The organism is Streptomyces sp. NBC_01089, from assembly GCF_045162975.1.
Lineage (GTDB): Bacteria > Actinomycetota > Actinomycetes > Streptomycetales > Streptomycetaceae > Streptomyces.
This window is the reverse complement of record NZ_CP108660.1, coordinates 7,712,718-7,724,994: the sequence shown is the minus strand read 5'-3', so window position 1 is coordinate 7,724,994 and position 12,277 is coordinate 7,712,718. Positions and strand designations below refer to the sequence as shown.

Below are 12,277 nucleotides of genomic sequence, written 5' to 3'. Positions count from 1 at the left end.
GTGGGTCCTTCGCGGTGCGGTGGGCGTCAACCCTGTTCGATCTCGCGTATGAGTTCCTCGGCCCGGGGCCACGGTCCGTACCCGGAGCCCGGGTTGAGGTGCCCGACCGCGCCGAGCCGGACGAGGCGGCTGCCCCAGCACTCGGCGAGCCGGGCCACGCGCACCTCCCTGCCCAGCGGGTCGTCGCTGCTCGCCGCGACGACGCTGGGGAAGGGCAGGACGGCCCGCGGGACGGGCGTCCAGCCGTTGCTGCGGAGCACATCGGGGGTCGGACGGCCGTCCGGCAGCGGTGTGTCGAAGTCCGGCGGGGTCGCAAGCAGTGCGCCCACGACCGGACGGCTGGTGGTCCGCGCCCAGTGCACGGTCGTCATCACCCCGGCGCTGTGGGCGACCAGCACCACGGGCCCTGGGGCCTCCGCGACCACTGCCTCCAGTGCCGCGACCCCGGCCGTGCGGCTGAGCCGGTCCTCCGTCAGCGGTGCGACGGTGAGCACCGCGCGCCCTGCCGCGGTGAGCCGTTCGGCCAGGATGGTCTGCCAGTGGTCGGGCAGGTGGTCGCGCAGTCCTGGTACGACCACGATCGTGGCCTCGGTGGGGGTACTCATGCGGTCACCGCCGTGGTTCGGGTGGCCGCTGAGGTGGCGCGCGCGGCCAGTCGGATGATGTCTCGTTCGTAGTGCCGGCGCCCGACGGCGAAGCACAGTGCGGCGACCGCCGCGACCAGCGGCATCAGCCGCAGCGCGGCGAGCAGGCCGAGGCGGTCCGCGACCATGCCGGTCACCGCGGATCCCGGGGCGAGCCCGAGCAGGCTGTTCGCCAGCGTGAGGGTGCCGAAGGCCGTACCGGAGATGGCGCCGGGGGTCAGATTGGCCACCATCGCCGCGGCCGGACCGGCCGTCGCTCCCGACACCAGGGAGCCTGCCGCCAGCAGCAGCATCTGTACCGTCCCGGTCGGTGCGCCGAAGGCGGCCGACAGCAGGACGAGGGAGAGCAGGCTGCAGACGATGGAGGTGGCCCACTTACGGATCTGGAGGGTCCGCCCGACACGGTCGGCGACGACGCCGCCGAGAACCATGCCGACCCCGGTCAGCAGCGCGAACAGGCCCGCCGTGACACCCGCCCGGCCGGTGGACATGTGGTAGTAGCGGTTGAAGAAACTGGGCAGCCAGGCCAGCAGGGCCCCCGGCAGGAACAGTTGGAGGCCGCTGCCCGCATAGGCGCTGACCACCGAGACCGACGAGAAGAGCTGGGGCAGGAGCGACCGCAGCCTGACCTTGGCATGCTCCTCACGGCGGCCGGCGGTGGCGTCCCGCCGCGGGTCGAGCCGCCTCTCGGTGACCACCACGGCGAAGGCCACGGCCAGACCGAGACCGAAGAACCCCATGACGCCGAACGCCCAACGCCAGCCGAAGTGCTGGGCGATCACACCGCTGAGTGCCACACCCAGCACCGAGCCGAACGAACCTCCCCCCATGAACGCCCCGGAGAGGGTGGCGCGGAGCCGGGCCGGGAACACGCTGAGGACGAGCGCGATACCGACGCTGCCGTACGCGGCCTCTCCGATGCCGACGAACAGCCGGGCGAGGAACATCTGCCCGTAGCCCGCCGCCACCGCACAGGCGAGTGTGGCCAGACTCCACACCACAGCGGCGAGCACCAGGCTGCGTACCCGGCCCCAGCGGTCCGCCAGGAAGGACGTCGGAAAGGTCAGCACACCGACCGCCAGCGCCACGACGCCGCTGAGCGAGCCCAACTGCGCGTCGGTGAGGCCCCATTCCGCTTTCAGCAGCGGGAAGACCGAGTTGAGTACCTGCCGTGACATGTAGTCGGACAGCAGCAGTCCGAAACTCAGGGCGAAAACGACCCAGGCGTAGCGCCGGGAGACGGCCGGTGCGGGAGAGCAGCCTCCCGGCGCCGGATCCGCGGTGGTGCGAAGACCCATCGGTGCCACCTCTTCTCCATCCTGGTCTTCTGATACCGGCCCGCTCCGGGAGGAGCCGCTCTCCTCAGAACGGCCGGTCACCGACGATCCCGCTGCGCTCCATCTTCCGGACGGCCGGCCAGTAGTCCTGGACGGCGTAGTGCTGGGTGGAGCGGTTGTCCCAGATGGCGAAGCTGTCCGGCTGCCAGCGCCAGCGGACCTGGTACTCGGGCACCGATGCCTGGCTGAGCAGATAGGTCAGCAGATTGCTCGCCCCCGGCGCGTAGTCGATGCCGAAGCGCACGTTCCGCGGCGTGTGGTAGTTGGTGAAATGCGTGGTGAAACTGTTGACGAAGAGGATCTCCTCGCCCGTTTCCGGATGGGTCCGCACCACGGGGTGTTCCGCGTCGGGGTACTGGGCCTTCAGCGCGTGGCGCCGCTCCTCGGGCATCACCGCGCCGAACGATGACTCGATGCTGTGCCGGGCCCGCAGACCCCGGATCTGTGTCTTGATGTGTTCCGGCAGCCTGCGGTACGCCTCGGCCATGTTGATCCAGATGGTGTCCCCGCCCACCGGCGGTGTCTCAACACAGCGCAGCACGGCGCCCATCGACGGGTTCTCCCGCCATGTCCCGTCGGTGTGCAGCGCGTTCTCGTAGTGCTCGGGCGCACTGTCCAGGTCCTTGTAGATGCGGACCAGCCCGGGGTGCTCGGGGTCGCTTCCGACCACCGGGTGGTCCTCCAGCGGCCCGAACCGGGAGGCGAAGGCGACATGCTCGGCACGGGTGATGTCCTGTCCGCGCAGGAAGAGCACCTTGTGTTCCAGGAGCAGTGCCCGGATCTCGGCGAAGAGGCCGTCGTCACGTGCGGCGTCGGCGAGGTTCACGCCGGACAGCTCGGCGCCGATGCTGCAGGTCAGGGGTTCGGCCCTGAGTGACTGCAGGACTTCCGGCCGGACGAGGGCCGGGGCGGCCGCGCTCGGTGTGCTGGTCGGGGTCATGGTGGTACCTCCTGTGCGGGCTCGTGGTCCGTGTGGCACTTGCGTAAGCGGACGAGAGAAGTCAGAGGACGAAGACGGAGGATCCCGTCGTCCGGCCGCTCTCCAGGTCCCGGTGTGCCTGGGCGGCGTCCTTGAGTGAGTAGCGCTGATTGATCTCGATCTTGATGCGGCCTGAAGCGACATGTCCGAAGAGTTCACCGGCCAGTTCGGCGCGCTCCGCCGGATCGGCGATGTAGTCGGCCAGCGCCGGACGGGTCACGAAGACCGATCCGTGGATCGCCAGCTGCGGGGCGTCGATCGGCGGCACCGGGCCGGAAGAGGTGCCGAAGCACACCAGCAGGCCGCGCCGCCGCAGCGAGGCGAGCGAACCGGCGTACGTGGTCGCCCCGACGCTGTCGAACACCACCGGCACACCGGCGCCGCCGGTCAGCTCGCGCACCCGCTCGGCCACGTTCTCCCGCCGGTAGTACACGATGTGGTCACAGCCGTGGGCGCGGGCGAGCTCCGCCTTCTCCTCGGTGGACACCGTGCCGATCACGGTGAGGCCCAGCAGCCTGGCCCACTGGCAGACGATGAGGCCGACACCGCCCGCCGCCGCATGCAGGAGTACGGTGTCGCCGCGCTCGAGCGGATGGATCCTGCGGAGCAGGTACGAGGAGGTGAGCCCGCGCATGGTCATCGCGGCTGCCGTGTCGAAGCCGATCTCGTCCGGCAGCTTGATCAGCGAGTGCGGGGGCATGACCCGTTCGGTGCTGTAGGCCCCGAGCGGGCTGCCGGTGTAGGTCACGCGGTCGCCATCGGCGAAGCCTGACACACCGTCGCCGACCGCCTCGATCACGCCTGCGGCCTCCACTCCGAGCCCGGCGGGCAGCGGGGCCGGGTAGAGCCCGGTACGGAAGTAGGTGTCGGCGAAGTTCAGGCCGACCGCTTCGTGGCGGATCCGGACCTCGCCGGGGCCGGGGTCCCCGACGTCGGCCTCCTCGCAGCGCAGTACTTCGGGGCCGCCGGTCTCGTGGAAGCGGATGACGTGTGCCACGGAGAACTCCATTGCTGTCTTTTTTGGGGCGGGGTGGGGTGGGGGCGGGGCTGGGCGGGGCGGCGGCGGTCGCGGAAGCCGGGGGCCTCCCGTGACCGCCGCCGGTCCACGGGTCGGGAGCAGTCAGCTCTTGGGGTTGCGCAGCATGGATCCGCGCTGCCCGGGGCGCCGGTTCGGCACCATGCCGAGCTGCGCGAGGGTCTCGTCGACGTCGGCGTAGTACTGGCCGAGCCGGTAGATCTTCCTGGCTTCGAGCCCGGTCGCGATGGGGCGGCCGAGGTTCTCCGAGATCCTGACCATCTGTTCCACCTGGGCGACGGAGCTCATGCGCTCTCCCTTGCGGCCCCACAGGTTGTCCTCGTTGCCGACCCGCACATGGGTGCCGAGCGCGATCCCGATCGCGTTCATCGGCGCGACGGCGCGCATGGAGCTCTCGATCGTGAGGACGGCGCCGTCCGGGGTACGGCGGATGAACTCGATCAGATCGGCAGGGTGCCGCCCGGCGAAACCGCCGCCGATCGCCACATAGTTGAGGATCAGCGGGCCGGTGTGGACGCCGGCCCTGATCAACCGCTCCACCGTCTCCAGCTGCGCCAGCGTGGCGAGTTGGAAGTGCGGCTGGATGCCTTTCGCGTGGAGCCGCTCGAGGTGCTCCAGATAGAAGTCAGGGCCTGCCTCGACCACCATGTCGCGGTACGCCTTGTACATGGCCGGGTTCGCGATCGACGTTCCCTGGAGGTCGTCGTCGGTCATGATCTCGACGATGTTCATCTGGCTGGTGTTGATGGCGATCGTGACCTGGTCGGGCTGGGGATCGAGATCGGCCAGCAGGTGGCGGGTGTCGTAGCTGAGCCACTTCGCCTCGTCGCCCTCGCCCTCGGGGGCGAAGGAGATCGATCCGCCGATCTGCAGAACCATGTCCGGCACGGCCTCGCGCAGCCGGCCGATCAGCTCGTTGAACATGGACATGCGCTTGGAGCCGTGGCCGTCGAGCTCGCGTACATGGATGTGCAGCACGGTGGCGCCCGCGTTGTAGCAGTCGACGGCGGCCTGGACGTGCTCGTCCATGGTGAGGGGGATGTCATCGGCGTCGCCGGGCAGCCACTCGGGTCCGTAGGGCGCCACCTGGATGACCAGCGGTTCCTGGTTCTCGGGATACAGCGAGTCGTCGTGGAAATGCACGGTCCGTCTCCTTTGTCGGTGGGGTGGGGCCCGCACGAGCCTGAGGGGGAAAGGGCGGGTGTGCGGGGCGGGTGTGCGGCCAAGTCCGCCCCGGTCCGCGCATCGGTCCTCGCATCCGGTCCTCGCATCGGTGCGGCTCGGCCGGTGGCTGTACGGGCTGTCCTCGCGGGGCCGTCCTCGCGGACCGGCTTCGTTGCGGTGATTCCAAAGGTAGGAGCCGGTGAACGCCCTTGCTTAACCCTGCGGGACGGGGGACTTGCCGTTTGGGGACATGCCCGTGACGGTGCGGGGCGGACCGGTGGGCAGCTGAAGATGCCGGAGCGACCGGTCCTGACGTACCGGGACACGAAGGGGAGAGGGAGGGAAAGGAAAGGAAGAGACGGGACGGACCCGGGTCAGCGGGGGTCGGGCCTCGTGAGGGCGGAGCCGGTCGTCGCCCGGCCGCGCCACTCCCTGGGGCTGCATCCGAACTGCTCCCGGAACCAGCGGGAGAAGGCACTGGCCGTGGAGAAGCCGAGCAGATCGGAGATCTCGGTCAGGGAGCGGCGCGGGTTCACCACGAACTGCTCGGCCAGCCGGACGCGTACCGAATTCACGAGCGACGAGAACGTCTCGCCCGAGCGCGCGAGGCGTCGGTGGACGCTACGCCGGTCCACGTTCAGACTGCGGGCGATCCGGTCCACCGAGCACCGCCCGGTCGGCAGCAGGACCTCGATCAGCTCGCGCACCTGGTCCACCGTGCCGGTGTCCCTGGGGACGGCGACGGCCTCGATGTACTGCCGGGCGTAGTTCCTGAGCAGCGGGTCGGACGTCGTGTTGGGCGAGTCGAGATCGCTCGCGCGGAAGTTGATTCCGCTGAATTCCCGGCCGAATTCCACCGCGGGGCCGAAGACCCGCTGATGCGTACCGCGGTCCGCCGGCGCGTCATGGGCGAAGTACACGGAGAGCGGCAGCCACTGGGGGCCGAGGAACATACGCAGCACCAGGTGGAACGCGCCCACGGCCAGCTCGGTGGCCTGCCGGGTCTCCAGGGCCTCACCGAAGTCGAGCCCCACCTTGAGGGTGGCCAGGCCCTCCCGCTCGGAGAGCCGGGCGTGGAGCGCCTCGTTGTACATGTGTTCATGGTGCAGCAGCAGTTCCAGACCGCTGCGGACGTCCGGTTCCTCGCGGAGGGCGATGCTGATGGGGCCGAGACTGCCGAGGCGCCGGAACTCGGACATCCGCAGTCCGAAGTCGTCGAGGCCGGATTCGGCCGCCGAGATCGCCAGCAGCCGGGCGACGGCCGCACCGGAGATCCACCGGTCCTGCAGCATGAGGGCAGCGGCGTCCAGTCCCACGTCCTCCATCGACGACTGCGGGTCCATGCCCAGCGAACGGCTCAACTCCACGTATCCGTTGAGTGCCGCAGTGCGAACCAGGGGTCTCATCGCACTCCTCACCGACCTGTCCCCGAAAGGTAAGTAGACCGTCCCGCCACGTCAAGCACTCGCATGCCGCGCGATCTAGCGTGTGTGGCTCCGCAGGCCCAAGGAGGCAATGACATGACCAACCTCGCCACGTTCCTGGTGCGCGCCGCCCGGAAGCACGGCGGCCGGGTCGCCGTACGCGAGTCCGAAGCCGTCATGACGTACGCGGACCTGGACGACGCGAGCGCCCGGGTGGCGGCGCTGCTGAGCGCAGGCGGCGTACGGCCCGGCGACCGGGTCGCGCTGGTCATGCCCAACATCGTCTGCTTCCCGGTCGCCTACTACGGCATCCTGCGCGCGGGCGCTGTCGTGGTGCCGGTGAATCCGCTGCTCAAGGCACGGGAGATGGTGTTCGTGCTCCGCGACTCCGGTGCGCGGACGGTGGTGACGTCCGCGATGCCGGCGGACGAGGCGACCAGGGCCGCGGCCGAGACCGGCGCCGAAAGCCTGCTCATGGGCTCGGCGGCGTTCGATGCCGGGCTGCGTGCCGTATCGCCGGTGTCCGGGGCCGACGAGCGGGCGGCGGGCGACACAGCGGTGATCCTCTACACCTCCGGTACGACCGGCACCCCGAAGGGCGCCGAGCTCACGCACGGCAATCTGATCAGCAACACGGTCACCGCTGCCGAGACGCTCCTGACGTTGGGCCCGGACGACGTGCTCTTCGGCGGGCTCCCCCTGTTCCACGCGTTCGGGCAGACCTGCGCCCTCAACGCCGCGATCGTGGCGGGGGCGGCCCTGACCCTGCTGCCGCGGTTCGATCCGCGCGAAGCGCTGGAGATCATGCGCAGGGACCGGGTCACCGTGTTCCTCGGTGTGCCCACCATGTACACCGCCCTGCTCAGGACCGGGATCCCCGACGGCGGCGCCCCCTCCCGGCTGCGGCTGGCCGTATCCGGGGGTTCGGCGCTGCCCGTCGAGGTGCTGCACACGTTCGAGCAGGACTTCGGCGTCGTCGTACTCGAGGGGTACGGGCTGTCGGAGACCTCACCGGTGGCCTCGTTCAACCATCCGGACCGGCCCCGCAAGCCCGGCTCGATCGGGCTGCCCGTCCGCGGCGTCGAGATGGCTCTGGTGTCGCCGGACGGCACGCCGGTACGTCCCGGCGACGTGGGTGAGATCGCGATCCGCGGCGAGAACGTCATGAAGGGCTACTGGAACCGTCCCGAAGCGACAGCCGAGGCGTTCCACGACGGGTGGTTCCACAGCGGCGACCTCGCCCGCGCCGACGAGGAGGGCTTCTACTTCATCGTCGACCGCAAGAAGGACTTGATCATCCGCGGCGGTTACAACGTCTACCCGCGGGAGATCGAGGAGGTGCTGTACGAGCACCCGGCGGTGGCCGAAGCGGCGGTCGTCGGGGTCCGTCATGACCTGCACGGCGAGGAGGTGGCCGCCGTGATCGTGCCGCGGGAGGGCGGCCGGGTCACGGCGGACCAGATCCGTGAATTCGTCCGTGCGCGGGTGGCCCCCTACAAGTATCCGAGGATCGTGACGTTCACCGAGGAGCTCCCCAAGGGCGCGACGGGCAAGATCCTCAAGCGCGACATCACGGTCGGGAGCCCGGACCGGTAGGCGGCGCTCACCCCGATACCCGCGCCGGTCAGAGCGCTTTGAGGATCTCTTCGACCCGCAGCTTGGCGTCGCCGAAGAGCATCCGGGTGTTGTCCTTGAAGAAGAGCGGGTTCTGGACACCGGCGTACCCGGTGGCCATGGACCGTTTGAACACGATGACGTCCCTGGCCTCCCAGACCTGGAGGACAGGCATCCCGGCGATCGGCGACCCCGGCTGGTCGATGGCGGCCGGGTTGACGGTGTCGTTGGCGCCGATGACGAGGACGACGTCGGTGGCGGGGAAGTCCTCGTTGATCTCGTCCATCTCCAGGACGACGTCGTACGGCACCTTCGCCTCGGCGAGAAGGACGTTCATGTGCCCCGGGAGGCGGCCGGCCACGGGGTGGATGCCGAACCGTACGTTGATGTCCCTGGCCCTGAGGGTCTTGGTGAGCTCGGCCACGGCGTGCTGCGCCTGCGCGGTGGCCATGCCGTACCCCGGTGTGATGATGACGGATGACGCGTCAGCGAGAAGCCCGGCCGCGTCATCGGCCGTGATCTCGCGGTGCTCGCCGTAGTCGCCCTCGTCCGCGGCGGATCCGGCCTCGACGCCGAAGCCACCGGCGATGACGGAGAGGAACGACCGGTTCATGGCCGTGCACATGATGTAGCTCAGATACGCACCGGATGAGCCCACGAGGGCACCGGTGATGATGAGCAGGTCGTTGCTCAGCAGGAAGCCGGCCGCCGCTGCGGCCCACCCGGAGTAGCTGTTGAGCATCGACACGACCACGGGCATGTCGCCGCCGCCGATGGATACCACCAGGTGCCAGCCGAGGAAGAGCGCCAGCAGCGTCACACCCGCCAGCAGGAGCAGCCTGGTGAGGTCCGCGTCCTGCGAGGTCAGGCAGTAGACGACCGTCATCACGGCCATCGCGGCGAGCAGGAAGAGGTTCAGCGCGTTGTGCGCGGGCAGCGCGAGCGGGGAACTCCTGATCTTCGCCGACAGTTTCAGGTACGCGACGACGGATCCGGTCAGGGTCACCGCGCCGATGAAGACTCCGACGAAGACCTCCACGTCGTGGATGGTCGGGTAGGCGACGTGCTTCTCGTACGAGCTGTTCCAGCCGACCAGGACAGCCGCGAGACCGACGAAGCTGTGCAGCATCGCGATGAGTTCCGGCATCCCGGTCATCTCGACGCGCCGGGCGAGGGTGATTCCGATGACGGCGGCGATGGCCATGGCGGGGAGGATCAGTGCCAGCCCGGAAAGCCCGCTGCCCCCGGACGACGGGCCGCCGTCCGTGGTGCCCATGACGGCGGCCACCACGGTGACGGTCAGCGCGATCGCCATGCCGGCGATGCCGTACCGGTTGCCCATGCGGGCGCTCTCGTGCTTGGACAAGCCGTTCAGGGCGAGGATGAAGAGCAGACCGGCGACGATGTAGGCGCCCTGGACGAGGGTGGGGTTCATCGGGACGCGTCCTCTTTCTTGAACATCTGCAGCATGCGAGCCGTCACGGTGAAGCCACCGAAGACATTGATGGTCGCGACGAGGACACCCACGAAGGCGACCACCCGGCTGCCGTACTCCCCCACTTGCAGGAGCGCGCCGACGACGATGATCCCGGAAATCGCGTTCGTCACCGACATGAGCGGTGTGTGCAGGGCGTGATGGACATTGCCGATGACGAAGTAGCCGATGACGACCGACAGCATGAACACCGTGAAGTGGCTGAGGAACGGCTGCGGGGAGAACGCGGCCAGTACCAGGAACAGCGCGGCGGCGGCCCCGATGACGCCGGTGCGGGCTCCCCGGCTCATCCGCTTCTTGCCGGGTTTCGACGGCGTCGCTGCAGCGGCGGCCGGAGCCGCGGGCGCGGCGGAGACCTGTACCGGCGGTGGCGGCCACAGCACCTCACCGTCGCGGCATACGGTCATACCCCGCTGGACGACGTCCGCCATGTCGAGGGTGAGCCGGCCGTCCTTCCCGGGCGTGAGCAGCTTCATCAGGTTGACGAGGTTCTGTCCGAACAGCTGGGATGCCTGGGTGGGCAGCCGGCCCGGCAGGTCCGTCCAGCCGAGAATCGTCACGCCGTTGTCCGTGACGACCTTCCGGTCCGCCACCGTGCCCGCGACGTTGCCGCCGTTGGCCGCGGCCATGTCGACGACGACGCTGCCGCGCTTCATGGCAGCGACCATGTCCGCGTCGAGGATCCGGGGCGCCGGGCGGCCCGGAATCAACGCGGTGGTCACGACGATGTCGACCGTCGGAATGATCTCGCGGTACATGGCCGCGGTCCGCCGGTTGAACTCCTCACCCATCTCCTTGGCGTAACCGTCCGTGGACGGGCCGGTCTCCATTCCTTCGAGGTCGGGGCGGAGGAACTCCCCGCCCATCGACTCGACTTGGTCCGCGACCTCCGGCCGGGCATCGAACGCCTTGACGACGGCCCCCAGGCTGTTCGCCGTGCCCATGGCGGCCAGCCCGGCGACCCCCGCCCCGATCACCAGTACCGTCGCCGGCGGCACCTTGCCCGCGGCCGTCACCTGGCCGGTGAAGAGCGAGCCGTACTCGTTCGCCGCTTCGATGACCGCCCGGTACCCGCCGATGTTCGCCATCGACGACAGCACGTCCAGCGCCTGCGCGCGGGAGATACGGGGGACGACGTCCATGGCGAGCGCCGTGACGCCCCGGGCGGCGAGAGTCTCCACGAGGCCGGGGGCCAGTGCGGGCGCCAGCAGACCGACCAGGGTCTGCCCCGGGCCGAGGCGGGCGGCTTCCGCGTCGTCCGGGGGGTTGATCTTCATCACGATGTCGGCGTCCCACACCTCCGGTCCGGCGGTCTCGGCGCCGGCCGCGCGGAAGGCCGCGTCGTCGAACGCCGCGCCGTCACCGGCGCCGGCCTCGACGGACACGGCGTACCCCAGCCTGATCAACTGCTCAACGGTCTTCGGGGTAGCGGCAACCCGGGTCTCACCCGGTTTGGACTCGAGCGGGACACCAATACGGCAAACGGTCGGCGGCATGGCCGGGCTCCTTGGACGGTTCGGTCAGTTGGTGACGAGCGGCGTTCCCGCACAGGAGAACGCCATGATGAACACAGTGGCGGCAACAGCGAGGTGGGCCTCCGTACGACTCGGGGCGGATTCGACGCGGACCTCCGTGGCGATCAGCGATGCTCCTCGTCCGGGACGATTCCGACAAGGCCGCCGAGGCGGGACCGGTGCCGTACGGGAGTGCCGAGCGCGACCCGGTCAGCCACGGCACGCTTCAACTGCAGGTGCGCGGCGTGCTCCCAGGTCATGCCGATCCCGCCGTGGAGCTGGATGCACTCCTAGGCGGTACGGACCCCGCCACCTCGTCGCACACCGACGCTGCCACAGCCACCGCAACCGGGGCATCGCCCGGGTCGTCGGCGAGCGTGACCGCGGCGTACCGGGCGGCGGCGCGGGCGCCCTCAACAGCGATGTGCAGGTCCGCGAGCCGGTGCTAGACCGCCTGGAAGCCACCCACGACCCGTCCGGGCACCCGATCGTGGGCGGGCACGCAGGTCCCACCACCCTCCCTATCGATAATGGAAATCATTGTCGTATGCTACTCGCCATGGCCCGCAACGAGGTACGCCCGATCATCAGGCTCCGCTCCACCGCAGGGACCGGCTACACGTACGTGACCCGCAAGAACCGCCGTAACGACCCGGACCGGCTGGTCCTGCGCAAGTTCGACCCCGTCGTCCGACGTCACGTCGAGTTCCGCGAGGAACGCTGACCGCGTCGGCTCCTCCCGCCCGTCGGCACCCGATCGAGAGACCACCCATGAAGCCTGGAATCCACCCCACCTACCGCCCCGTCGTCTTCCGCGACAAGGCCGGTGACTTCGCCATCCTCACCCGGTCCACGATGACCAGCGACAAGACCGTCGAGTGGGAGGACGGCCACACCTATCCCGTGGTCGACGTCGAGATCTCGTCGGCCAGCCACCCCTTCTACACCGGCACCGCCCGCGTGCTGGACACCGCCGGCCGCGTCGAACGCTTCGAGCGCCGCTACGGACGGGGCGGGGGCCACCGGTGACCCCCGCCGCCCGACCCGTCCCGTCACACCGCCGAGGGAAC

12 protein-coding genes are annotated in these 12,277 nt (G+C 69.7%); 3 read left to right on the top strand and 9 right to left on the bottom strand.

The window, feature by feature from the left end:
• Nucleotides 1–26 precede the first annotated feature (26 nt).
• From OG510_RS34780 to OG510_RS34755, 6 genes are all read right to left on the bottom strand, one after another.
• Nucleotides 27–605: an RBBP9/YdeN family alpha/beta hydrolase gene (locus OG510_RS34780; protein ID WP_406142000.1), complete on the bottom strand. Its 579-nt coding sequence runs from the start codon at nucleotides 603–605 to the stop codon at nucleotides 27–29.
• Complete coding sequence (locus OG510_RS34775) at nucleotides 602–1,942, bottom strand: MFS transporter (RefSeq protein WP_406141999.1); 1,341 nt, start codon at nucleotides 1,940–1,942, stop codon at nucleotides 602–604. The genes OG510_RS34780 and OG510_RS34775 overlap by 4 nt, the downstream gene beginning before the upstream one ends.
• 64 nt (nucleotides 1,943–2,006) lie before the next feature.
• On the bottom strand, nucleotides 2,007–2,921 hold the full coding sequence (locus OG510_RS34770) for a TauD/TfdA dioxygenase family protein (RefSeq protein WP_406141998.1): 915 nt from the start codon (nucleotides 2,919–2,921) through the stop codon (nucleotides 2,007–2,009).
• A 61-nt stretch (nucleotides 2,922–2,982) separates the two neighbouring features.
• A complete protein-coding gene (locus OG510_RS34765) occupies nucleotides 2,983–3,957 on the bottom strand; it encodes a quinone oxidoreductase family protein (protein WP_406141997.1) in 975 nt (324 codons plus the stop codon).
• 123 nt (nucleotides 3,958–4,080) lie between these two features.
• On the bottom strand, nucleotides 4,081–5,139 hold the full coding sequence (locus OG510_RS34760) for a 3-keto-5-aminohexanoate cleavage protein (protein ID WP_406141996.1): 1,059 nt from the start codon (nucleotides 5,137–5,139) through the stop codon (nucleotides 4,081–4,083).
• A gap of 395 nt (nucleotides 5,140–5,534) precedes the next feature.
• Nucleotides 5,535–6,566 (bottom strand): AraC family transcriptional regulator, encoded by a 1,032-nt coding sequence (locus OG510_RS34755; protein WP_406141995.1) that lies wholly within the window; start codon nucleotides 6,564–6,566, stop codon nucleotides 5,535–5,537.
• 114 nt (nucleotides 6,567–6,680) lie between these two features.
• Between OG510_RS34755 and OG510_RS34750 the strand changes: the two genes are divergently transcribed.
• Nucleotides 6,681–8,180 (top strand): long-chain-fatty-acid--CoA ligase, encoded by a 1,500-nt coding sequence (locus tag OG510_RS34750; RefSeq protein ID WP_406141994.1) that lies wholly within the window; start codon nucleotides 6,681–6,683, stop codon nucleotides 8,178–8,180.
• A 28-nt stretch (nucleotides 8,181–8,208) separates the two neighbouring features.
• Here OG510_RS34750 and pntB read toward each other — a convergent pair whose 3' ends face one another.
• From pntB to OG510_RS34735, 3 genes are all read right to left on the bottom strand, one after another.
• Nucleotides 8,209–9,633, bottom strand: a complete 1,425-nt coding sequence (gene pntB / locus OG510_RS34745) for a Re/Si-specific NAD(P)(+) transhydrogenase subunit beta (RefSeq protein ID WP_406141993.1) — start codon at nucleotides 9,631–9,633, stop codon at nucleotides 8,209–8,211.
• On the bottom strand, nucleotides 9,630–11,189 hold the full coding sequence (locus OG510_RS34740) for a Re/Si-specific NAD(P)(+) transhydrogenase subunit alpha (RefSeq protein WP_406141992.1): 1,560 nt from the start codon (nucleotides 11,187–11,189) through the stop codon (nucleotides 9,630–9,632). The genes pntB and OG510_RS34740 overlap by 4 nt, the downstream gene beginning before the upstream one ends.
• A 143-nt stretch (nucleotides 11,190–11,332) precedes the next feature.
• A complete protein-coding gene (locus OG510_RS34735) occupies nucleotides 11,333–11,467 on the bottom strand; it encodes a hypothetical protein (RefSeq protein ID WP_406141991.1) in 135 nt (44 codons plus the stop codon).
• A 299-nt stretch (nucleotides 11,468–11,766) separates the two neighbouring features.
• Here OG510_RS34735 and rpmG point away from each other — a divergent pair, with 299 nt between their 5' ends.
• On the top strand, nucleotides 11,767–11,931 hold the full coding sequence (gene rpmG, locus OG510_RS34730; protein WP_406141990.1) for a 50S ribosomal protein L33: 165 nt from the start codon (nucleotides 11,767–11,769) through the stop codon (nucleotides 11,929–11,931).
• Between the two features lie 47 nt (nucleotides 11,932–11,978).
• Nucleotides 11,979–12,236, top strand: coding sequence for a type B 50S ribosomal protein L31 (locus tag OG510_RS34725; RefSeq protein ID WP_406141989.1), 258 nt, complete (start codon nucleotides 11,979–11,981; stop codon nucleotides 12,234–12,236).
• Nucleotides 12,237–12,277: the final 41 nt, after the last annotated feature.

Excerpts from the sequence above, each read along its gene's own strand:
- OG510_RS34780 (WP_406142000.1), bottom strand. The coding sequence starts at position 605 with ATGAGTACCCCCACCGAGGCCACGATCGTGGTCGTACCAGGACTGCGC.
- OG510_RS34775 (WP_406141999.1), bottom strand. The coding sequence starts at position 1,942 with ATGGGTCTTCGCACCACCGCGGATCCGGCGCCGGGAGGCTGCTCTCCC.
- OG510_RS34770 (WP_406141998.1), bottom strand. The coding sequence starts at position 2,921 with ATGACCCCGACCAGCACACCGAGCGCGGCCGCCCCGGCCCTCGTCCGG.
- OG510_RS34755 (WP_406141995.1), bottom strand. The coding sequence starts at position 6,566 with ATGAGACCCCTGGTTCGCACTGCGGCACTCAACGGATACGTGGAGTTG.
- OG510_RS34750 (WP_406141994.1), top strand. The coding sequence starts at position 6,681 with ATGACCAACCTCGCCACGTTCCTGGTGCGCGCCGCCCGGAAGCACGGC.
- pntB (WP_406141993.1), bottom strand. The coding sequence starts at position 9,633 with ATGAACCCCACCCTCGTCCAGGGCGCCTACATCGTCGCCGGTCTGCTC.
- OG510_RS34740 (WP_406141992.1), bottom strand. The coding sequence starts at position 11,189 with ATGCCGCCGACCGTTTGCCGTATTGGTGTCCCGCTCGAGTCCAAACCG.
- OG510_RS34735 (WP_406141991.1), bottom strand. The coding sequence starts at position 11,467 with ATGACCTGGGAGCACGCCGCGCACCTGCAGTTGAAGCGTGCCGTGGCT.
- rpmG (WP_406141990.1), top strand. The coding sequence starts at position 11,767 with ATGGCCCGCAACGAGGTACGCCCGATCATCAGGCTCCGCTCCACCGCA.
- OG510_RS34725 (WP_406141989.1), top strand. The coding sequence starts at position 11,979 with ATGAAGCCTGGAATCCACCCCACCTACCGCCCCGTCGTCTTCCGCGAC.